The organism is Streptomyces carpinensis, from assembly GCF_002154505.1.
Lineage (GTDB): Bacteria > Actinomycetota > Actinomycetes > Streptomycetales > Streptomycetaceae > Streptomyces > Streptomyces carpinensis.
In genome coordinates, this window is record NZ_MUBM01000154.1 from 1 (window position 1) to 20,680 (window position 20,680).

The window sequence follows — 20,680 nt, forward strand, 5'->3', positions numbered from 1 at the left end:
ACGCGGGTTCGATTCCCGTCGCCCGCTCCAAATCACTCAGGGCCAGGTCAGAGGTTGTTTCCTCTGCCTGGCCCCGAGTGTTTCCGGGAGCGGCGATCAGTCCGCCGTGTCCCCCGCGTGCCCCTTGCGGTTCCGCCGGCCTTTGTCGACGAGGCCACTCAAGGCATCGGCGATCAGCCGGTCGCGGTCGGCACTGGCGTGCTGATAGATCAGCGCGGCCCGCATGGTGCTGTGAACCATCCGGGCCATCAGCTCCCGAGTACCGGCCCCGGTCAAGGCCGCAAGCGTGTTGCCGGTGTGTCGAAGATCATGAAAGTGCAGGCCCCTGATACCGACTTCGCTGCACGCCTTGTGCCACAGCCGGTTGAAGTGGTTCCGACCGAGGAGTCGCCCCCTTGGCACCGACAAAGACTCGCCCGTCCGCGCCCGGTTCGGCATACCGTTCGAGGTGATCACGGATATCCGGGAGGATCGCGGCGGGAATGGACACCGTCCGCTTGCCCGCAGCGCTCTTGGGCGCTGCGCTCCGCTCCGCCGGGCGCGCTTCCCGGCTCCGCTGCGGGCGACGCTCCTGCCTTCGGCCCGCCCTGCGCCGACGCGCGCCCACATGTGGACAGGGCCGGGTGTCATGAGTCGATCACCGCATGGAGCGGCCCGAGGTCAAAGACGATGTCTCCGGCGGGGGATCGGCCGGCACCGGGACGGAGGGGGCGCCATTGCCGACTGCGGGCGCGTAGGAGCGTCCGTCGGGTGCTCCCATCCCCTCCACCGCCGACCCAGGCGGAGCCGAGCAGACGCGGCCCATGGCGTCCAGGTCGTTCGTACAGTGGCGCGCTCCACCTGGACGCCATGAACCACGCCCGCTCCACGGTGTGTGGGTCGGCGGCGGACTGGATGGGAGCTGGAGTGAGTGGTGGTGACGGGCGGATTACCGGCGACGGGTTTTCATAGCTCCTGATCAGCTACCGGAGACTCTCTCCGTGCGCGGGCTGGGGGATGTTGCTCAGCCGTTCCTCCAGCGCCTCCAGCAAGCCGGGCAGATCGGGGGCGACCGCCAGGTCGTCGAGAGTGGACGCGGGGAGGAAACCAGAGTCGACGATGCCACGCAGAGCGTCGATCAGCGGTGTCCAGAAGCCTCCAGCATCGAGGAAGCCGACGGGCTTGGCATGGAAGCCGAGCTGGCGCCACGACCACACCTCGAAGATCTCCTCCAGAGTGCCGAGGCCGCCGGGCAGGGCGACGAAGGCGTCGGCGTGCTCAGCCATGATCGCCTTGCGTTCGTGCATCGAGTCGCACATGAGCAATTCCGTCACCTCCTCGTGCGCCCACTCCCGCTCGACCATGCTGCGCGGCATGACGCCAATGACCTCGCCGCCCGCCTTCAGCACGCTGTCCGCCACCACGCCCATCAGCCCCCGGCGACCACCGCCGTAGACCAGGCCGATTCCGCGCCGAGCCATCTCTGTGCCAACGCTGGCGGCCAGCTCGGCATGCGCCGGGTCGTGCCCGTCGGACGAAGCGAGGAAGACGGCGAGGCGGCGCATGAAGTACTCCCGGACAGTGGCGACGGACCCTCCGGTCTACCACGGGTATACCGACGTTGACCAAGGAGTTCTCCTGCCAGAACAGCGCAAGAGACGGCTCAGAGCACCGCGTGAGAGCCGAGCAGGGCCCGGGACAGGCTTCCGGGACGCAGGAGGGCTGAGAACACGGCAGAGAGCCACACGTGCCCCCTGCGTGCCCGATGACGGGGTACCGCACGGGGAACAGCGGGGAGTCACGGCAACCAGTTCATAAACGCGCAGGTCTGGCCAGGTCACCGCACATCCGCGTACGCGCTCTTCCAAACTGGCCACGCGGGTTCGATTCCCGTCGCTCCAGATGGCCCGGGGCCGGGTCGGAGGAAGCTTCCTCCGACCCGGCCCAGATCGTTCCCGGAAGCCGGAAGCCGGGAACCGGGATCGGTCCACCCCACCTCGCGCACCTCTGGGCCGCCGGCGGTGTGCCGAGCGCGGATGTGCCGTCGGTATGCGGTGAATGCCGCGTTTCCACCTGCCTGGACTCATGACGTCACGCCTGGGACACGTCCGAAATGACAGCTATGACAGCTGTAGTTACGTTCGTCGGAAGTCGCTTGCCGATCAACGTCCGTGACATATGAAGGAAGTGACATGCCCACGCGCACATTTGTCGTGGCCGCCGCCGGAGTAGGCGCGGCCCTCCTCACAGCCACCGGTATCACCTACGCCGCCACCACCGGGTCCGCCCCCGACTCCAAGCCCGCCCACCGGGCAGCCGCACCCGCCCACCGGGCGGCCGCACCTGCCCAGAAAGCAGCTCAACCCGCCCAGAAAGCAGCTCAACCCGCCCAGAAGACCGCCCCTGACACGGCGCCCTCCGGACGCGGCGATTCAGGCGGCGAGAAGAACGAGGGCCGCGACCGCGAAGGCGGCGGACGCGGCCACGACCATGAGGAAAAGGGGTGGATCTACTTCAACGAACGTGCGTACTCCGCCTCGGCCGAGGGCTGCATCTCCGCCGCCAGCGGACTGGGTTCCAACAGCTTCAACATCTTCAACGACAGCCGGAAGACGGTCGAGGTCTTCCGCGGCTTCACCTGTGACGGTGGCGCTCCGGTCGCCACCGTCAGTCCGCACGGCGCCACCAACGGCGTTGTGACCAGCACCACCCAGGAAGGCATGTTCGGCAACGGCATCCCGGGTGCCTTCTTCGGCGACGACGGCGTCGTGGGCAGCTTCCGGGTGATCGGCGACCGCGACGAGTGGTGACGGCGCACGCGCCGACGCGGACGAGCCGGCACCCCACCCACGCCTCGGCCTCGAAGTGCGGGCCGGGAAGGCACGTCGCGGGGAGTCGCGGACAGGACGTCGTACAGCCGCAGGTGAGCGGTCCCGCAGCTCGGCAGCGATCCGCCTAGCGATCTTCCGAACCGTCTGCGCGGGTTCGGATCCCGCGCCCCGCTCCGCACGCCTCAGGGCCAGGCCGGAGGATCACCCCGCCTGGCCCCGGGTCGCATCCGGGGGCGCTCCGTCGGACCCGGCGTGGGCCGGGGGCCCGCTTTCGTCAGAAGTTGATCGAGTTGATCGTGTCCGCTATCGAGTTCAGGAAGCGGTTGATCGACGGGGCCATACCGGTGGACGCGAGGAAGAAGCCGAAGAGCACGGCGACGATGGCCGGCCCGGCCTTGATCGACCCCCCTCTGAGCAACACCACCAGGATGATCGCCAACAGCAGCACCACTGACAGTGAAATGGCCACAACTGATCACACCCTCGGTCGGTCCGCTCTCCCGGCCCGGAGGCGCCAACCCCGCGCCCCCGCTGGAACCATCGTGCCACCAACACGGCCCACCTATGCGACGCCTGACGCATCATCGGCCAGGACCGTGTCACCGACCTCGATGCCCACAGGGTCCGGACCCCCCTCCGGCCGTGCGCCGTACGGCAATTCGACGCCCGCCGTCACTGCGGATCGACCGCGCTTCGACCGTGCCGAACCACCGGTTCCGCCGCCGCTCCACAACGGAATTCGATGACTTCGTTTCCATGTCCACACATCGCGTTCGCAAGTGATTCGAATATCACTTACGAACGGGGGTTTCATGGCACAACTCGTCATGACGAATCAGGACATTGAAGGCGCGCGCGTCGTACATGATCGGCATGCGTGATGTGTCGATCATCACCCGTCCGGTCACACAAGCATCGTCAAATCCTGGGTAGCCGCGGGGAATAAACGACATTTCCCGGTCGGGGGTTCCACGTAATCCCACGGACAACGCTAGGGTGCCTCAGATGTTCCACGCCGCCTCGTCTCCCGGACAGAACAGAACACCGCTCCCTCAGACTCAGTCACCGGCACCGGCACCGGCACCGGCAGCCGAGCCGGGCCTCCGCCGGGCCAGTGAGCACAGAGGAAGACCCGGCAAACAGCGTGACCCGTTCTTCGACAATGCCAAGTACCTGGCGATCGTGCTGGTGGCAGTCGGACACACCTGGGCGGCGGTCAAGAGCGACAGCCGGACACTCGAAGCCGCCTACAACGTCGTCTACACCTTCCACATGCCGGCTTTCATCATCATCTCCGGCTACTTCTCGCGTAATTTCGACATGCGCCCGGACCGGCTGAAGCGGCTGATCACCGGCGTCGTCGTGCCGTACGTGATCTTCGAGACCGTCTATTCACTCTTCCGGATCTTCGTCGGCCACTCCGACGACCAGCAGATCAGCATTCTCTCTCCCTGGTACCTGACCTGGTTTTTGTGCGCACTGTTCGTGTGGCGCCTGACGGCTCCGGTCTGGCGTCTCGTGCGCTGGCCCCTGCCCCTCGCCCTGGGCATCGCCATGCTGGCGTCGCTCACCCCCGGCATCGGTGAGGATCTGCAACTCCAGCGCGTCATGCAGTTCCTGCCCTGCTTCGTGCTGGGCCTGTGCATGAAGCCCGAGCACTTCCACATGGTGCGGCGCCGCGCGGTGCGGATCCTGTCGGTGCCGGTGTTCGTGGTGGCGCTGGCGGGTGCCTGGTGGACCGTGCCGCGTGTGAACGGCTCGTGGGTCTACCGGCAGAGCGCCGCGCAGGACCTGGGAGCGCCCTGGTGGGCCGGCCCCGTCATGGTGCTGGTGATGTTCGGCGGCGCGGTGCTGCTCAGCGCCTGCTTCTTCGCCTGGGTGCCGAGCCGGCAGACCTGGTTCACCGCGCTCGGGACGGGAACGATGTACGGCTACCTGCTGCACGGCTTCGTGGTGAAGAGCGTGCTGTACGCGGGCGGTTTCGACGCTGCCGCGGTGCACACCCCGCTCGGCTCGCTCGTGGTCACCGTGGTCGCCGCGAGCGTGGTCACCCTGCTGTGCACCGAGCCCGTACGACGCGTCTTCCGCTTCGCCGTGGAGCCGAGGATGGAGTGGGCCTTCAGGCAGTCCTCGGGGGCAGGAGCCGGAACGGGAACCGCCCACGACCACTCGGGGTCCGCGAGCCGCACGGCCCGGCCCGAAAGCGTCAGCGCCTAGTTCCCACCCGTTCCCGGCCCTCTACCCGCCGGTTGCCTTGTCCGTGGGACCCGTGAGACCGAGGAGTGCGCGCATCCGCGCGTACTTCCCGGTCAGCCGTGTGCGGGTGGCCTCGTCGAGGACCGCGAGGCGGGCCGGGTCGGCGTTGTGCGCCAGGTCCGCCTCCTTCACCAGCAGCGCGCCGGGCGTGGCGAGGATGCGCCCGGCGTACGCCTCCGGCCCCTCCCCCGCCCGCTTGGTCACCGCGAGCACGATGGCCTTCGTACGACGGCTCAGCGCGGCCTCACGCAGCCACTGTTCCGGGAGCGCGTCGTCCTCGACGGAGTCGTGCAGCCAGGCCGCCGCGATCTGCTCGGCGTCGCCGCCCCGCGCTCGTACGCCCTCGGCCACGGCGTGCAGATGCTCGGCGTAGGGGCGGCCGGCCTTGTCGGTCTGGCCGGCGTGGGCGGTCCGGGCGAGCGCCTCGACCTCGGGCAGGGTGAGCGACGGCCGCTCCTGTGAATGGGTGTGGGTCACCCCTCCAGTGTGACCGGCCGGGCAGGGACGGGAGGGGGAACCGGAGGAGCGGTGGCGCAGCTCAGCGCAGCGCCAGGGCCGTAGGTCCCTCGCGGCAGATCAGCAGCAGCGCACGGTCGTCGTTGACGTCCTTCGCCACCGCCTCGATCAGGTGCCAGGCCGCGCCGTGGAAGCCGCCGACGACGTAGCGGTCGGCCTCGCCGGTGAGGCGGTCGATGCCCTCGGCGATGTCGCGGTCGGCGGTCTCCACCAGGCCGTCGGTGAACAGCATCAGGACGTCGCCGGGCCGCAGGGAGCCTTTGACGGAGTCGAACTGGGCCCCGTCGTACACCCCGAGGAGCGGGCCCTCGGCCGCCTTCTCCTCCCAGCGGCCGCTGCCCGCGCTCAGCTGGAGACCGGGCGGATGGCCCGCGGAGTACAGCTCGTAGTCGCCGGAGTCCAGGTCCAGCACCAGGTGGATGGAGGTCGCGAAGCCCTCCTCCCAGTCCTGGCGCAGCAGATAGCCGTTGGCCGCGGGGAGGAAGGCGTGCGGGGGCAGGCTGCCCAGCAGGCCGCCGAACGCGCCGGACAGCAGCAGCGCCCGCGAGCCGGCGTCCATGCCCTTGCCGGACACGTCGGTGAGGACGACCTCGAGGGTGCGGCCGCCGTTGGTGCGGGCCGCGACCACGAAGTCACCGGAGAAGGACTGGCCACCGGCCGGGCGCAGCGCCATCTCGCGGTGCCAGCCGTCGGGCAGCTGCGGCAACTTGCTCTGCACGCGGATGCGTTCACGCAGGTCGAACAGCATGGTGCCGCCGCGCCGCCAGGGCACACCGACCCGGCTGCGGAACTGCGCGATCAGCAGCCCGAAGAAGCCACAGGCGGCGACCACCAGCACCACGCCCGGGGTGACCCGGGAGGGGCCCTCGGTGTACGGGCCGAGCCGCACCGACTCCACGATCAGCGCGGTGGCCGCGGCCGCGTACAGACCGAGCAGGCTCGCCGGGCGCAGCAACAGGCCGCCGGCGACGATGGGCAGCACGAGGCCGGCCGGGGAGAACCACACCGAGTCGACGAGCGTGAGCGCCGCGATCAGCGGGATGGTCAGCAGCAGGCCGCCGAGCGCGATCCAGTCGGAGCCGTCCCCGCGGAAGTAGTCGACGGCAGCTTTGCGCACGCCGACGCGGACCCGGTGCCACTGCATCTTCAACCGGGCCGTGAACGTCTCGGCTGCCGCGCGCCGCCCTCGTCGTACTGCCATTAGTTCGGGACCCTATCCATCGGACCCGCCGCTTGGCACGGGAGGTCCGACTTATCCCCCGTCCGAGGCTCGACTTCACGCGGGACTTCACGGCGGGCCGCCGGGCCGCCGGCGGCGCGAAATTCCCTCGCCCGTCCCGCGACGTCCTGGTAGGCATGGCGCATGGCGAGTGACCTTGTGACCGAGCTCAGGGTGCTGCGGCGGGACGAGTGGGACCCGTGGTACGACAATCTCCTCCGTGCCTTCGGCGGCGGGCCGGGGTCACGGGAGGAACGGGAACTGGACCGCTCGCTCACCGAGTTCGAACGATCGCTCGGGGTCTGGGACGGCCAAACGTGCGTGGGGACCGCGGGGGCGTTCAGTTTCCGGATGACCGTGCCCGGCGGCGCCCTGGTGCCCGCGGCCGGGATCACCATGGTCAGCGTGGCCGCGACGCACCGGCGGCGCGGGGTGCTGACGTCGATGATGCGGCGGCAGCTGGAGGACGTGCGCTCCTGGGGGGAGCCGCTGGCGGTGCTGACCGCCTCCGAGCCGGCGATCTACGGCCGGTTCGGGTACGCCGCGGCGACCTTCCAGCTCGACGCCGAGATCGACACGAGCCGGGCCGGGCTGTCGGTCCCGGCCGGCACGGACGACATACGGCTGCGCTATGCGGCGCCCGCCGACGTGCTCGACGCGTGCGAGGCGGTGTACGCGACGCTGGTGCCCGGCCGGCCCGGGATGCTGGCCCGGCGGCCCGGCTGGGAGCGGGCGGGTCTGCTCGACCCGGAGAGCGAGCGGGACGGGGCGTCGCCGCTGCAGTGCGTGGTGGCCGAGCGGGACGGCGAGGTCACCGGGTACGCCCGGTTCCGCACCAAGCTCGGCTGGGGCGTCGGCGGGCACGACGGCACGGTGCGGCTGGAGGACCTGGCAGCGCTCGATCCGGCCACCGACGCCGCGCTGTGGCGCTTCCTGTTCGGCATCGACCTGACGACGGCGCTGACCGTGCGGGCGCGGCCGGTCGACGACGCCTGGCAGTACCTGGTGTCCGACATCCGGCGGTGCCGGCCACGGCGGCGGGACGCGCTGTACCTGCGGCCGGTCGACGTCGGGGCGGCGCTGGCCGCGCGGACGTACCAGGCACCGGTCGACGTGGTGTTCGAGGTCGAGGATGCGTTCTGCCCGTGGAACACCGGGCGGTGGCGGCTGAGCGGGGACGCGAAGGGGGCGTCCTGCGAGCGGACGTCCGACGCGGCCGATCTGGCGCTCTCCGTGCGGGAGCTGGGGGCGGCGTACCTCGGTGGAGTGTCGTTGACTGCGCTGGCGGCGGCCGGCCGGGTCCGGGAGCTGCGGACGGGGGCGCTGGCCGAGGCGTCGGTGGGGTTCGGGTCGGCGGTGGCGCCCTGGCTGCCGCACGGGTTCTAGGAACCCGGGCACGAAGACGAATCCGGACCCGAAGGCGAGACCAGATGCGAAGACGAAACCGGATGCGGGTACGTCCGGTGACGGATACGCCGGATCAGTCGTGTTCCGGTCAGGGCTGCTGGCAGGTGGGGCACCAGAAGAGGTTGCGGGCGGCCAGGTCGGCGGTGCGGACCTCGGTGCCGCAGATGTGGCAGGGCAGGGTCGCCCGGCGGTAGACGTAGACCTCTCCGCCGTGGTCGTCCACGCGCGGTGGGCGGCCCATCGCGTCGGGGGTGTGCTCGGGGCGGACGGTGTCGATGCGGTTGTTGCGGACGCCCTCGTGCATGAGGTCGACGAGGTCGGCCCAGATCGCGTCCCACTGGGCGGGGGTGATGTCCCTGCCAGGGCGGTACGGGTCGATGCGGTGCCGGAAGAGGACCTCGGCGCGGTAGACGTTGCCGACACCCGCGATGACCTTCTGGTCCATCAGGAGCGCGGCGATCGTCGTACGGCTGCGGCGGATGCGGGCGTAGGCGGTGGCCGGGTCGGCGTCGGGGCGCAGCGGGTCCGGGCCGAGCCGGTCGTGTATGGCGGCCTTCTCGGCGTCGGTGATCAGGGCGCAGGTCGTGGGACCGCGCAGGTCGACGTACGAGGTGGGGTTCGCCAGGCGCAGACGGACGGTGTCCGTGGGCGGCGGGGCGGGGGCGTCACCGAAGGTCACCTTGCCGAAGAGGCCGAGGTGGATGTGGACCCAGTCGCTGTCGCGGAAGCCGAGGAAGAGGTGCTTGCCGTGGGCCTCGGTACGGGTGAGTTCCGCGCCGTCGAGGAGTTCGGCGGCGTCGGAGAACTTGCCCTGGGGGCTGGTGACGCGTGTGGGCACGCCGGTGATGCGCGCGGCGTAGTCCTGCGCGAGGCGGTGGATCGTGTGCCCTTCCGGCACGGTGCGGTGTCCTTTCCCTCCCGCCCGGGGCTCCGCCCCGGACCCCGGTGTCCCACGGTGCGATGCGGGTCACCCGCCTGGGGCTCCATCCCAGACCCCGCCGGGGCTACAGCCAGGGCACGGCGGGTTCCGCCCCGGGCCCGGCGGGGGCTCCACCTCCTGCGCCCCCCTACGAGGGCCGGTGGCGTGCGGGCAGCCCTCGGCGGCTACTGCTGCGGGTGGTGGGCCGGGATCGGCGGCAGGTCGCCCGTCGTCTCGTAGCCGGTGAGCATGTCGATACGGCGGATGTGGCGTTCGTCACCGGAGAAGGGGGTGTTGAGGAAGGTCTCGACGAACTTGGTCGCCTCCTCCACCGTGTGCATGCGCGCACCGACCGCGACGACGTTCGCGTTGTTGTGCTGCCGGCCGAGGGACGCCGTCTCCTCGCTCCAGGCGAGGGCCGCCCGGACGCCCTTGACCTTGTTCGCCGCGATCTGCTCACCGTTGCCGGAGCCGCCGATCACGATGCCGAGGGAGTCCGGGTCGCCGGCCGTGCGCTCGGCGGCGCGCAGGCAGAAGGGCGGGTAGTCGTCCTGGGCGTCGTAGATGTGCGGCCCGCAGTCGACGGGCTCGTGTCCCGCCGCCTTGAGCCACTCGACGAGGTGGTTCTTGAGTTCGAAGCCCGCATGGTCCGAGCCGAGATACACGCGCATGGGTCGAGTGTGACACGGCGGTTCCTGGGCAGCAGCTCCGGGTGCCGGGACGGATAAGTGTGAGCGGCGCCATAGAACCTCAAGGGAACCTCAAGTAACAATCCGGATTCAAAGGTTCCCGAATTCCGACACCTCGGATTCACTGGACCGGCTCGTACACGGCCTCACAACGGCACCCCCCTCGTACGAGAAACCGCTCAACCGGCGCAAAGGAAATCCGTCCCATGTCCTCTGGTTCCGGACTTCAGGCTGGACTCAAGAATCGTCATCTGACGATGATCGCGATCGGCGGCGTCATCGGCGCCGGTCTCTTCGTCGGCTCCAGCTCCGGCATCGCCACCGCCGGGCCCGGCATCCTCATCTCCTATGCCCTCGTGGGCACGCTCGTCGTGCTCGTGATGCGCATGCTCGGCGAGATGTCCGCCGCCAACCCGACCTCCGGCTCCTTCTCCGCGCACGCCGACCGCGCGCTCGGCGGCTGGGCCGGCTTCTCCATCGGGTGGCTGTACTGGTTCTTCTGGGTCGTCGTACTGGCCGTGGAGTCCACCGCCGGCGCCAAGATCCTGGCCGACTGGATACCGGCGGTACCGCAGTGGGGCTGGGCCCTCATCGTCATGCTGGTGCTGACCGCCACCAACCTGGTCTCCGTCGGCTCCTACGGCGAGTTCGAGTTCTGGTTCGCCGGGATCAAGGTCGTCGCCATCGCCGCGTTCATCGTCGTCGGTTTGCTGGCCGTCTTCGGCGTGCTGCCCGGCGTCCACGCCGACCAGGCCTCCTTCTCCAACCTGACCGGCCACGGCGGCTTCCTGCCGCACGGCCCCGGCTCGATCCTCACCGGTGTGCTGCTCGTCGTCTTCTCCTTCATGGGAAGCGAGATCGCCACCCTCGCCGCGGGCGAGTCCGAGGACCCCCAGCGCGCCGTCACCAAGGCGACCAACAGCATCATCTGGCGCATCGGCGTCTTCTACCTCGGCTCGATCCTCGTCGTCGTCTCGCTGATCCCCTGGGACGACAAGTCGATCGCCGAGAAGGGCTCCTACGTCGCCGCCCTGGACTCCCTCGGCATCGCGCACGCCGGTGAGATCATGAACTTCATCGTGCTGACCTCGGTGCTGTCCTGCCTCAACTCCGGCCTCTACACCGCCTCCCGCATGGCCTTCTCGCTGGGCGCGCGGGGTGACGCACCGAAGGCGTTCGCACGGACCACCAGCCGTGGCGTGCCGCGGACGGCGATCACCGTCTCCGTCCTCTTCGGCTTCCTGGCCGTGTTCTTCAACTACAAGTTCCCGGACACCGTCTTCCTCTTCCTCGTCAACTCCTCCGGCGCGGTCGCCCTGTTCGTCTGGCTGGTGATCTGCTTCTCGCAGCTGCGGATGCGGAGGATCATCCAGCGCGAGGCGCCGGAGAAGCTGGTCGTGAAGATGTGGCTGTACCCGTACCTGACCTGGGCGGCGGCCGCACTGATCGTCTTCGTCCTCGGCTACATGCTCACCGACACCAAGCACGACGGCCGTGAGACCGTGCTGCTGTCGCTGCTGGTCGCGGCGGTCGTGCTGGTGATCGCCGTGGTCAAGCAGAAGCTCGGCGGCGGACACCGGACGGCGGTCGCGGAGCAGGGCGAGACGGAGAAGGTCTCGGTCGGCTGACGCGAGCCGCGCACACGACGCTGAGGGAGCCCCGCGGGGCTCCCTCTTCGTTTCCTCACTTCGGCGCCCGGCCCTGCGCAGGCGTCGGGTCGCCGGCCGTCGTGACGGCAGGCGACCGGGCGCCGGAAAACCTGACGGCCCATGTCAGGTAATCCGGGCAGCATCGACGTCATGGATCACCTCGACAGCACCGCGGACCTGCTCGCCCTCCGTCCCGGCGACCCCGGCTACGACGACGAGCTCGCCGGCTTCCAGCTCGGATTCGCCCAGCGGCCGGCCGTGGTCGTCGCCGCCTCCTCGGCCGCGGACGTGGTCACCGCCGTGCGGTACGCGGCCGCCGAGAACCTCCCGGTGGGCGTCCAGGCCACCGGCCACGGCCTGCCCGGCGGCTGTGAGGGCGGCGTACTGATCACAACCAGGCGCATGGACCGGGTGACCGTCGATCCCGCGGCCCGCACCGTCCGCGTCCAGGCAGGCGTGCGCTGGGCTCAGGTGGTGGCCGCCGCCGGGCCGCACGGGCTGGCGCCGCTCAACGGCTCGGCGCCGGGTGTGGGCGCTGTGTCCTACACGCTGGGCGGCGGGCTCGGCATCCTGGCGAGGCAGTACGGCTACGCGGCCGACCACGTGCGGTGGCTGGAGGTCGTCACCGCCGACGGCGAGCTGCGGCATGTCACCGTGGAGTCCGACCCCGACCTGTACTGGGCGCTGCTCGGCGCCGGGCAGAACTTCGGCGTCGTCACCGAGCTGGAGATCGGCCTCGTGCCGGTGCGCACGCTGTACGGCGGCTCGCTCGCCTTCGACGGGCGCGTCGTGGACCCGGCGGTGGTGCTGCGGGCCTGGGAGGCGTGGACGCGGACCGTGCCGGAAGGGCTGACCTCGTCCTTCGCCGCCGCCGCGTACCCGGATCTGCCGGCCCTGCCGGCGCATCTGCGCGGGCGTCACGTCGTCTCCGTCCGGATCGCCCACACCGGCGCCGACGGCGAGGGACTCGTCGCGCCGCTGCGCCGGATCGGCCCGGTGCTCGCGGACTCGCTGCGCGAGATGCCGTACGCCGAGAGCCACACCATCCACAGCGACCCGGACTTCCCGCACGCCTACTACGGCGACAGCGCGGTGCTGCGGGAGCTGGACGTCGAACGGGCCGGCGAACTGCTGCGGACGACCGGTCCGGAGGCCGCCACGATGTGTGTCGTCCAGGTCAACCACCTGGGCGGGGTGCTCGGCAGGCCCGCCCCGAACGCGGTGCCGCACCGCGAGGGGCGGTTCCTGCTGCGGTTGCTCACCGTCGGGGACAGGGAGCGGGCGCGGGCCGTGCTCGACCCCGCGTTCGCGCTGCTGGCGGACGACACGCTCGGACGGTCGCTCAACTTCGCCTTCGGCGCCGGGGACCGCGGCAGGGGGCTGTACGACCCCGGGACGCGAGAGAGGCTCGCCGGGCTGAAGGAGCAGTACGACCCGGCGAACCTCTTCCGCAGGAACTACGGCGTCAGCGCTTGCTGACGAGCTTCCAGGCGGTGGGCAGCACGCCCATCGCCAGGGCGGCCTTCAGGGCGTCGCCGATCAGGAACGGGGTGAGGCCGGCCGCGATCGCCGCGGACGCGGACATGCCGGCCGCCAGGGCCAGGTAGGGCACGCCGACGGCGTAGACGACCGCCTCGCCGAGGATCATCGTGCCCGCCATGCGCAGCGGGGAGCGGTCGGCGCCGCGGCGGGCCAGGGAGCCCACGACCGCGGAGGCGAGCAGCATGCCGAGGACGTATCCGAAGGAGACGGCAGCCGAGCCGGAGGTGCCTTCGGCGAACCACGGCACGCCGGCCACACCGGCGAGCGCGTACACGGCGAGGGAGAGGAAGCCGCGTTGGGCGCCGAGCGCGGTGCCCACGAGCAGGGCGGCGAAGGTCTGGCCGGTCACCGGCACCGGGGAGCCGGGCACCGGGACCGACAGCTGGGCCATGAGGCCGGTGAGAGCGGCACCGCCGAGCACGAGGGCGACGTCGCGGACGCGCGAGGCAGGAAGAAGGTCGGCGAGGACTGCACCGGGGCGAGCGGTGGCGGTGGCGGTGCTCATGGGGACTCCGCGGGTGTGTGGGCACGTGGGAACACCGTGACGCTATACCGGCGCCCGCGCGCCGATCACCATCAGCGCTCGACAAAGGCTTGAACGGGCACTTGGTGGGCTCCGCACAAAGCGTGCCGGTTACACCGGGTACGACGTGATACCGGTCACTGAGGTGGAGTGGCGTGGGCGACGCCGAGGCGGCGCACGGCCTCTGTAGGGTCCCACCAAAGTGCCGCCCCACACCGCGCCGGTGCCCTCGCACAGTTCGCCGGTGCCGTCCCGCCCGCCGGGGCCCGGCCGCCGTGTCATCCGGACTTCATGAATTTCGTGTCATACGGACTTCATGAATTTGAAAACCCCGAACGTTGACAGGGGTTGTGCGCAACCGGGAGCATCTTTCCCATGAGCCCGCTCACGAGCTGTCGCACTCTTTGTCGCTGACCCGTTGAAGCGCCCCGGAGCGCCTTACTCCGACTGCTCTCCCCCTGCGTGAATTCCCGTCAGCCGCACTTCGCGGCCCGGAAATACCCCTGCCCGGAATTCCGCATGCCTTCTTCGGTCCGCATCTCCTCTTCGACCCGCATGCCTTCTTCTTGCCGCATGCCTTCTTCTGCCCTGTGAACTTACGGAGTTCCTCCATGCCTTCCGCACTCGCGTCCGGCCCGGACCGGCGCCTGTTCCTCTCCTCACTCGTCGGCATCGCCGCCGCGACCGCCGGGCTGAGCGGCTGCGCCGGTTCCAGCGCCGCCACCTCGAAGTCGTCCGCCGACCTGTCCGCCCCGCTCGCCGACACGGTGCCGCCGGGGACGAGCCTGAAGATCGCCTCCTACCAGAGCGCCCAGCAACTCCAGTTCAAACTGGCGAAACTGCCCGCGCTGCCGTTCACGGTGTCGAGTTGGCTGAACATAGGCGCGGGTCCCGATGTCATCAACGCGTTCCGCGCCAAGTCCCTGGACGTCGCCACCAACGCGGGTATCCCGCCGATCCAGGCGCACTACCAGGGTTACGACGCGAAGATCGTCGCCATCGGCCTGACCCGCAGGCCCAATTATCTCTTCGCCACCAAGCCCGGCAGCGACATCCGCACGACCCACGACTTCAGGGGACGGAAACTCGCCTTCTCGCAGGGGCAGGCCCAGGGTGTCGTCCTGCTGCGGGCCCTCAAGGAGGCGGGCCTGAAGTACGACGACGTGAAACTCGTCCCGCTGACCAGCAACCAGTTCCTCACCGCCCTGCAGTCCGGCCAGGTGGACGTGGCCCCGCTCGGCAACAGCCAGGCGCCGGCGTATCTGAAGCAGTACGCCTCGAAGGGCGCCCGCACCATCCCCACCGATGTCGTCGACCTGCTCAACCTGCTGTGGGCGCCGGCCTCCGTGCTCGCCGACCGGGCGAAGGCCGCCGCCGTCGCGGCGTACATACCGCAGTGGGCCAGGGGCCAGATCTGGCAGTGGGAGCACCCCGAGGTCTGGAACCGGGAGTTCTACGTCAAGACGCAGAACCTGACCCTCGCTGAGGCCGAGTCCATCACGAAGCTCGCCAACAAGCCGCTGTTCCCGCCGAGCTGGGACGAGGCGATCAGGTGGGAGCAGGAGACCGCGGACCTGCTCGCCGAGGGCGGCTTCGTCAAGAAGTTCGACGTCGGCTCGCTGTTCGACCGGCGCTTCGAGTCCATCGCGGCGAAGGCCGTACCGGCCCAGTACCGGAGGTGAGCGCCGTGACGACGACCACCACGACCACGACCACGACCGCCACCACGAGCTCCGCCGCGCCGCCGGTCACCGACGGGGCCCCGCGTGTCCGCCGGCCCCGCCGCGCGCTGACTCCCGGCAGGCGCCTGCCCGCGGCCCGCCTGACCGGTCCCTTCCTCCTGCTCGCCCTGTGGGCCGCCGCCTCCGCCGCGGGGCAGCTCGACCCCGGCGCGATCCCGGCCCCCTGGACGGTGCTGCGGACCGCCGGTCACCTGTGGACCGACGGCACCCTGCCCACCGACGTGGCGACCTCGCTGCGGCGGGCCGCTTACGGCTTCTCCCTGGGGCTGGCCGCCGGTGTGCTGCTGGCGCTCGCCTCCGGGCTCAGCCGGACCGGCGAGGCGCTGATCGACGGGACCGTGAACCTCAACCGGGCGATCCCGACCCTCGGTCTGATCCCGCTGTTCATCCTCTGGCTGGGCATCGGGGAGACCTTCAAGATCGCCATCATCGCGATCGTCGTCTACATCCCGATCTATCTGAACACGCATGCCGCGCTGTCGGGCATCGACAGCCGCTTCGTCGAACTGGCCGAGGTCCAGGACCTGTCCAGGTGGGCGTTCATCCGCCGGATCGTCGTCCCCGGCGCGCTGCCCGGCTTCTTCGTCGGCCTCCGCCTCGGGGTGACCGGGTCCTGGCTGGGCCTGGTGGTGCTGGAGCAGATCAACGCCACCAGCGGCCTCGGCTACATGATGTTCCAGGCGCAGAACTACGGCCAGACGGACGTCATCCTCGTCGGCCTGCTGATCTACGGAATCTTCGGCCTGGTCTCCGACAGCGTGGTCCGTCTCGTCGAACGGAGGGTGCTGTCGTGGCGCCGCACACTGAGCAGCTGACCCGGCCGGCGGTATCGCTCCGCGGCCTGACCCGGTCGTTCGAGGGCCGTACGGTCCTCGACGGCATCGACCTCGATCTGCCGGCCGGCCAGTTCACGGCGCTGCTCGGACACAGCGGCTCCGGCAAGACCACCCTGCTGCGGGCCATCGCGGGCCTGGACCACAAGGTCGCCGGCAGCGGCGAGCTGAGCGCTCCGCAGCGGGTGTCGGTGGTCTTCCAGGACTCCCGGCTGCTGCCCTGGCGCCGGGTGCTGGACAACGTGCTCCTCGGCACGGACGGCAGGGACGCCGTGGAGCGTGGCCGCGCCGCGCTCGCCGAGGTCGGCCTCGAGGGCCGCGAGCGGGCCTGGCCGAGCGAGCTGTCCGGCGGCGAGGCCCAGCGCGCCGCGCTCGCCCGCTCCCTCGTCCGCGAACCCGAACTGCTGCTGGCCGACGAGCCGTTCGGCGCCCTGGACGCGCTCACCCGCATCAGGATGCACGGCCTGCTGCGCCGGCTGTGGCAGCACCACCGCCCGTCCGTGCTGCTCGTCACCCACGACGTGGACGAGGCGATCGTGCTCGCCGACCGGGTCCTCGTCCTCGACAAGGGCCGCATCGGCCTCGACCTGACCATCGACCGCCCGCACCCGCGCTCCTACCGGGACCCGCTGCTCGGCGAGTACCGGGAGCGGCTGCTCGCCGCGCTGGGCGTCACGGAGGACCTCGCATGACCCGCACCCTGCACCTCAACGCGTTCCTGATGAACACCGGTCACCACGAGGCGTCGTGGCGGCTGCCGGAGAGCGACCCGTACACGCACGTCGACCTCGCCCACTACGTCCGCCTGGCCCGGATCGCGGAGCGCGGCACCTTCGACTCGCTGTTCCTCGCCGACGGCCCTCAGCTGTGGAGCAACCTCGCCCAGCGGCCCGCCGGTGCCCTGGAACCGCTCACCCTGCTCACCGCGCTGGCGACCGCCACGGAGCACATCGGCCTGATCGCCACCGCCTCCACCTCCTACAACTCCCCCTACAACCTGGCCCGCAAGTTCGCCTCGCTGGACATCATCAGCGGCGGCCGGGCGGGCTGGAACATCGTCACCACGGCGGGCGCGGAGGCCGCCCGCAACTTCGGCCTGGACGCCGAGCCCGCGCACGCCGAGCGGTACGCCCGGGCCGCCGAGTTCCTGGACGTGGCGCTCAAGCTCTGGGACAGCTGGGAGGACGACGCGATCGTCGCCGACAAGGCGGCCGGTGTGTGGGGCGACGACACCAAGATCCATCCGGCACGGCACCAGGGGACGTACTTCAGCGTGGCGGGAGCGCTCAACGTGCCGCGCACTCCGCAGGGTTACCCGCTGCTGGTGCAGGCCGGCTCGTCGCAGGACGGCAGGGCGTTCGCGGCCCGCTACGCGGAGGCGGTGTTCACCGCCCAGCAGACACTCGCGGACGCGCAGGCCTTCTACGCCGACCTCAAGAGCCGCACGGAGCGGGCGGGACGCGACCCCGCGCACATCAAGGTGCTGCCCGGCATCATCCCGGTGATCGGCTCCACCGAGGCCGAGGCGTGCGCCGCCGAACAGCTGCTGGAGGACCACATCGTCCACGAGCACGGGGTGGCCCGGCTGGAGCACCTGCTGCACCTGGAGCCCGGCACCCTGGACCTGGACCGCGAGCTGCCCGCCGACCTGCCGCCCGAGTCCGCGATCGAGGGCGCCAAGAGCCGCTACACGCTCGTGGTGCGGCTGGCCCGGCGCGAGCGGCTGACCGTGCGGCAGCTGATCGGGCGGCTCGGCGGCGGGCGCGGACACCTGACCTTCGCCGGGACGCCCGAGCAGGTGGCCGACGCCATCGAGACGTGGTTCACGCAGGGCGCGGCCGACGGTTTCAACATCATGCCCGCGGTGCTGCCCTCCGGTCTGGAGACCTTCGTCGAGCACGTCGTCCCGCTCCTGCGCGCCCGCGGTCTGCTCCGCACCTCCTACGGCCCCCGCCGGACCCTGCGGGAGCGCTACGGCCTGCCCCGGCCCGCCAACCAGTACGCCCCCGAGTCCTCGGCCCCGCCCGAACGGGGAGGACCCCCGTCCGCTCCGGCACTGGCCACCGTCTGAACCGCCTTGCACCCCACCACTCGAGCCCGCCCACCGAAGGGATCACCATGTCCATCGAGATCCGCAAGGTCACCGCGAACATCGGCGCGCAGGTCCTCGGCGTCGACCTGTCCCGGCCGCTCGACGAGGAGACGGTCGCCGTCCTCCGGGAGGCCCTGAACGTCCACAAGGCCCTCGTCTTCGACGACGTGCACCTGGACGACGCGGGGCAGGAGGCCTTCGCCCGTCACTTCGGCGACCTCACCACCGCCCATCCGACCGTGCCGGCCGTCGAGGGCGCCCCGAACGTGCTGCCCGTGGACAGCGAGCGGGGCCGCGCCAACCACTGGCACACCGACGTCACCTTCGTGCTCAACCCGCCGCAGGCCAGCACCCTGCGCAGCATCACGATCCCGGCGTACGGGGGCGAGACGCTGATCGCCGACGCGGCGGCGGCCTACCGGGACCTGCCCGAGCCGCTGCGGCGCCTGGCCGACACCCTGTGGGCCGAGCACACCAACGACTACGACTACGCGGTCCCCGACGAGGCGATCGACGAGGACAGGGCGGCCCAGCGGTCCCAGTTCACCTCGATCACGTACCGCACCGCCCACCCGGTCGTCCGCGTACACCCGCTGACCGGCGAGCGCGGGCTGTTCATCGGCGGGTTCGCGCAGCGGATCGTCGGCCTGTCGGTGCCGGAGTCCCGGAAGATCCTGGACCTGCTCCAGGCCTACGTCACCCGGCCGGAGAACGTCCTGCGCTGGCGCTGGTCGGAGAACCAGCTGGTGCTGTTCGACAACCGCATCACCCAGCACTACGCCATCGACAACTACGACGGCCTGCCCCGCCGGCTGAACCGGGTGACCGTCGCCGGTGACGTCCCGGTCGGCATCGAGGGCAAGGAGAGCTACTCCATCGAGGGGGACGCCTCGCACTACACCACGGTCGCCTCCGTCGCGGTCGCCGCGTAGCCTCCCGCTCACGCTGCGCACAGCGCGCGTCCGGATAGTGGGCAGCCCCTTCGCCTGAGCGGACGGGCTGCCCACACTGTGGGCACTTTTGCCCCATCCCCCCACCGGACGAGCCGCTCCCATGCCAAGCAGCAGCACCAGCACGAGCACCCCCGTCGAGACGCCGGCGAAGGCGGACGACCTCTCCCTTTCCCACGGCCTGAAACAGCGCCATCTGTCGATGATCGCCCTCGGGGGCGTGATCGGCGCCGGGCTGTTCGTCGGTTCCGGCGCGGGCATCGCCGCCGCCGGTCCGTCGATCGTCGTCGCCTACGCCGTGTCCGGCATCCTCGTGATGCTGGTGATGCGGATGCTCGGCGAGATGTCGGCCGCCCACCCGTCCTCGGGTTCCTTCTCCGCGCACGCCGAGCGGGCCTTCGGCCCCTGGGCCGGTTTCACGGCGGGCTGGTCGTTCTGGGTGCTGCTGTGCACGGCGGTCGGCCTGGAGGGCATGGGCGCCGCGAAGATCGTCACCGGCTGGCTGCCCGGCACTCCGGAGTGGATGTGGGTGGCGCTGTTCATGGTGGTGTTCTGCGGAACGAACCTGGCGGCCGTGAAGAACTTCGGCGAGTTCGAGTTCTGGTTCGCCGCGCTGAAGGTGGGCGCGATCGCGCTGTTCCTGGTGCTGGGTGTGCTGGCCGTCGCCGGCGTGCTGCCCGGCACGGACTCCCCCGGTGCCTCCAACCTCACCGACTTCCTCCCCAACGGCGGTGAGGGCCTGATCATCGGCCTGCTCGCCTCCGTCTTCGCCTACGGCGGACTGGAGACGGTCACCATCGCCGCGGCCGAGTCCGAGAACCCGGTGCGCGGGGTGGCGAGCGCCGTCCGTACCGCGATGTGGCGCATCGCGCTCTTCTACGTCGGCTCCATGGTGGTCATCGTCACCCTCGTCCCCTGGAACTCGGAGGAGGTCGTCGAGAAGGGCCCGTACGTCGCCGCCCTGGACCACCTGGGCATCCCGGGCGCCGGGCAGCTGATGAACGTGGTCGTCCTGGTGGCCCTGCTGTCGGCGATGAACGCCAACATCTACGGCTCCTCGCGCATCGCGTACTCGCTGGTCGAGCGCGGTCTGGGCCCCAAGGCGCTGGCGAAGGTCTCCGGCGGTGTCCCGCGCGTGGCGGTCCTGGTGTCGAGCGTCTTCGGGTTCGTCTGTGTGCTGCTCAGCTACTGGCGCCCCAACGACGTCTTCCCCTGGCTGCTGAACATGATCGGCGCGGTGATCCTGGTCGTCTGGATCTTCATCGCCGTCTCGCAGTTGCGGCTGCGGCGCCGGCTGGAGCGTGAGGCCCCGCAGAAGCTGGTCGTGCGGATGTGGGCGTTCCCGGTGCTGACCTGGGCGGCCCTGGCCGGCATGGCGGCCATCTTCGTGCTGATGGCCCGGCAGGCCGACACGCGGGTGCAGCTGTACTCGACGGGCGGGATGACGCTGTTCCTGGCCGCGGTCGGGTACGTCCGGCAGCGCACGCGCGCCGGGCAGAACTGACCCTGCGGCATCCCGCTCCGGAAGGCCCC

Annotated in this window: 19 protein-coding genes; 11 read left to right on the plus strand and 8 right to left on the minus strand. The window is 70.6% G+C overall.

Features of this window, described 5'->3' with window-relative positions:
- Window positions 1-96: 96 nt before the first annotated feature.
- Window positions 97-456 carry a tyrosine-type recombinase/integrase gene (locus BZY54_RS20690; RefSeq protein WP_208640711.1) on the minus strand — a complete coding sequence of 120 codons (360 nt, stop codon included), beginning with the start codon at window positions 454-456 and terminating at the stop codon, window positions 97-99.
- Window positions 457-962: 506 nt separating this feature from the next.
- Complete coding sequence (locus tag BZY54_RS20695) at window positions 963-1,544, minus strand: LOG family protein (RefSeq protein WP_086726675.1); 582 nt, start codon at window positions 1,542-1,544, stop codon at window positions 963-965.
- Between the two features lie 627 nt (window positions 1,545-2,171).
- Between BZY54_RS20695 and BZY54_RS50290 the strand changes: the two genes are divergently transcribed.
- Window positions 2,172-2,789, plus strand: coding sequence for a hypothetical protein (locus BZY54_RS50290; RefSeq protein WP_143668080.1), 618 nt, complete (start codon window positions 2,172-2,174; stop codon window positions 2,787-2,789).
- Window positions 2,790-3,084: 295 nt separating this feature from the next.
- Here the strand turns inward: BZY54_RS50290 and BZY54_RS20705 are convergent, their stop codons facing one another.
- Complete coding sequence (locus BZY54_RS20705) at window positions 3,085-3,279, minus strand: hypothetical protein (protein WP_030171279.1); 195 nt, start codon at window positions 3,277-3,279, stop codon at window positions 3,085-3,087.
- A gap of 536 nt (window positions 3,280-3,815) precedes the next feature.
- Here BZY54_RS20705 and BZY54_RS20710 point away from each other — a divergent pair.
- Window positions 3,816-5,027 carry an acyltransferase family protein gene (locus tag BZY54_RS20710; RefSeq protein WP_086726676.1) on the plus strand — a complete coding sequence of 404 codons (1,212 nt, stop codon included), beginning with the start codon at window positions 3,816-3,818 and terminating at the stop codon, window positions 5,025-5,027.
- 21 nt (window positions 5,028-5,048) lie between these two features.
- On the opposite strand, the gene BZY54_RS20715 is transcribed toward BZY54_RS20710, so the two are convergent.
- Both BZY54_RS20715 and BZY54_RS20720 read right to left on the minus strand, forming a co-directional pair.
- On the minus strand, window positions 5,049-5,543 hold the full coding sequence (locus tag BZY54_RS20715) for an HD domain-containing protein (protein ID WP_086726677.1): 495 nt from the start codon (window positions 5,541-5,543) through the stop codon (window positions 5,049-5,051).
- A 61-nt stretch (window positions 5,544-5,604) separates the two neighbouring features.
- Complete coding sequence (locus BZY54_RS20720) at window positions 5,605-6,783, minus strand: PP2C family protein-serine/threonine phosphatase (protein WP_086726678.1); 1,179 nt, start codon at window positions 6,781-6,783, stop codon at window positions 5,605-5,607.
- A gap of 162 nt (window positions 6,784-6,945) precedes the next feature.
- On the opposite strand from BZY54_RS20720, the gene BZY54_RS20725 reads away from it, so the two are divergent.
- On the plus strand, window positions 6,946-8,187 hold the full coding sequence (locus BZY54_RS20725) for a GNAT family N-acetyltransferase (protein ID WP_086726679.1): 1,242 nt from the start codon (window positions 6,946-6,948) through the stop codon (window positions 8,185-8,187).
- Between the two features lie 109 nt (window positions 8,188-8,296).
- Here BZY54_RS20725 and BZY54_RS20730 read toward each other — a convergent pair whose 3' ends face one another.
- Together BZY54_RS20730 and BZY54_RS20735 are read right to left on the minus strand one after the other, a co-directional pair.
- Window positions 8,297-9,106: an Fpg/Nei family DNA glycosylase gene (locus BZY54_RS20730; RefSeq protein ID WP_086726680.1), complete on the minus strand. Its 810-nt coding sequence runs from the start codon at window positions 9,104-9,106 to the stop codon at window positions 8,297-8,299.
- A gap of 206 nt (window positions 9,107-9,312) precedes the next feature.
- Window positions 9,313-9,798 (minus strand): ribose-5-phosphate isomerase, encoded by a 486-nt coding sequence (locus tag BZY54_RS20735; protein WP_086726681.1) that lies wholly within the window; start codon window positions 9,796-9,798, stop codon window positions 9,313-9,315.
- A 224-nt stretch (window positions 9,799-10,022) separates the two neighbouring features.
- On the opposite strand from BZY54_RS20735, the gene BZY54_RS20740 reads away from it, so the two are divergent.
- Window positions 10,023-11,444, plus strand: a complete 1,422-nt coding sequence (locus BZY54_RS20740) for an amino acid permease (RefSeq protein WP_086726682.1) — start codon at window positions 10,023-10,025, stop codon at window positions 11,442-11,444.
- A gap of 171 nt (window positions 11,445-11,615) precedes the next feature.
- Window positions 11,616-12,944: an FAD-binding oxidoreductase gene (locus BZY54_RS20745; RefSeq protein WP_086726702.1), complete on the plus strand. Its 1,329-nt coding sequence runs from the start codon at window positions 11,616-11,618 to the stop codon at window positions 12,942-12,944.
- Here BZY54_RS20745 and BZY54_RS20750 read toward each other — a convergent pair.
- Window positions 12,931-13,512: a biotin transporter BioY gene (locus BZY54_RS20750; RefSeq protein WP_086726683.1), complete on the minus strand. Its 582-nt coding sequence runs from the start codon at window positions 13,510-13,512 to the stop codon at window positions 12,931-12,933. The two genes, BZY54_RS20745 and BZY54_RS20750, sit on opposite strands and share 14 nt — an antisense overlap.
- Before the next feature lie 629 nt (window positions 13,513-14,141).
- On the opposite strand from BZY54_RS20750, the gene BZY54_RS20755 reads away from it, so the two are divergent.
- The 6 genes from BZY54_RS20755 (at window position 14,142) to BZY54_RS20780 (ending at window position 20,651) form a co-directional block, all read left to right on the plus strand.
- The gene (locus tag BZY54_RS20755; RefSeq protein WP_086726684.1) at window positions 14,142-15,212 is read left to right on the plus strand and encodes an ABC transporter substrate-binding protein; all 1,071 of its coding nucleotides are present in this window, start codon (window positions 14,142-14,144) and stop codon (window positions 15,210-15,212) included.
- Window positions 15,209-16,087: an ABC transporter permease gene (locus BZY54_RS20760; RefSeq protein WP_086726685.1), complete on the plus strand. Its 879-nt coding sequence runs from the start codon at window positions 15,209-15,211 to the stop codon at window positions 16,085-16,087. Before BZY54_RS20755 ends, BZY54_RS20760 begins: the two co-directional genes overlap by 4 nt.
- Window positions 16,063-16,797 (plus strand): ABC transporter ATP-binding protein, encoded by a 735-nt coding sequence (locus BZY54_RS20765; RefSeq protein WP_086726686.1) that lies wholly within the window; start codon window positions 16,063-16,065, stop codon window positions 16,795-16,797. The genes BZY54_RS20760 and BZY54_RS20765 overlap by 25 nt, the downstream gene beginning before the upstream one ends.
- Window positions 16,794-18,176 carry an LLM class flavin-dependent oxidoreductase gene (locus BZY54_RS20770; RefSeq protein ID WP_244217262.1) on the plus strand — a complete coding sequence of 461 codons (1,383 nt, stop codon included), beginning with the start codon at window positions 16,794-16,796 and terminating at the stop codon, window positions 18,174-18,176. Before BZY54_RS20765 ends, BZY54_RS20770 begins: the two co-directional genes overlap by 4 nt.
- Window positions 18,177-18,223: 47 nt before the next feature.
- The gene (locus tag BZY54_RS20775; RefSeq protein WP_086726687.1) at window positions 18,224-19,129 is read left to right on the plus strand and encodes a TauD/TfdA dioxygenase family protein; all 906 of its coding nucleotides are present in this window, start codon (window positions 18,224-18,226) and stop codon (window positions 19,127-19,129) included.
- A gap of 121 nt (window positions 19,130-19,250) precedes the next feature.
- Window positions 19,251-20,651 carry an amino acid permease gene (locus tag BZY54_RS20780; protein WP_086726688.1) on the plus strand — a complete coding sequence of 467 codons (1,401 nt, stop codon included), beginning with the start codon at window positions 19,251-19,253 and terminating at the stop codon, window positions 20,649-20,651.
- The last annotated feature ends 29 nt before the right edge of the window (window positions 20,652-20,680 follow it).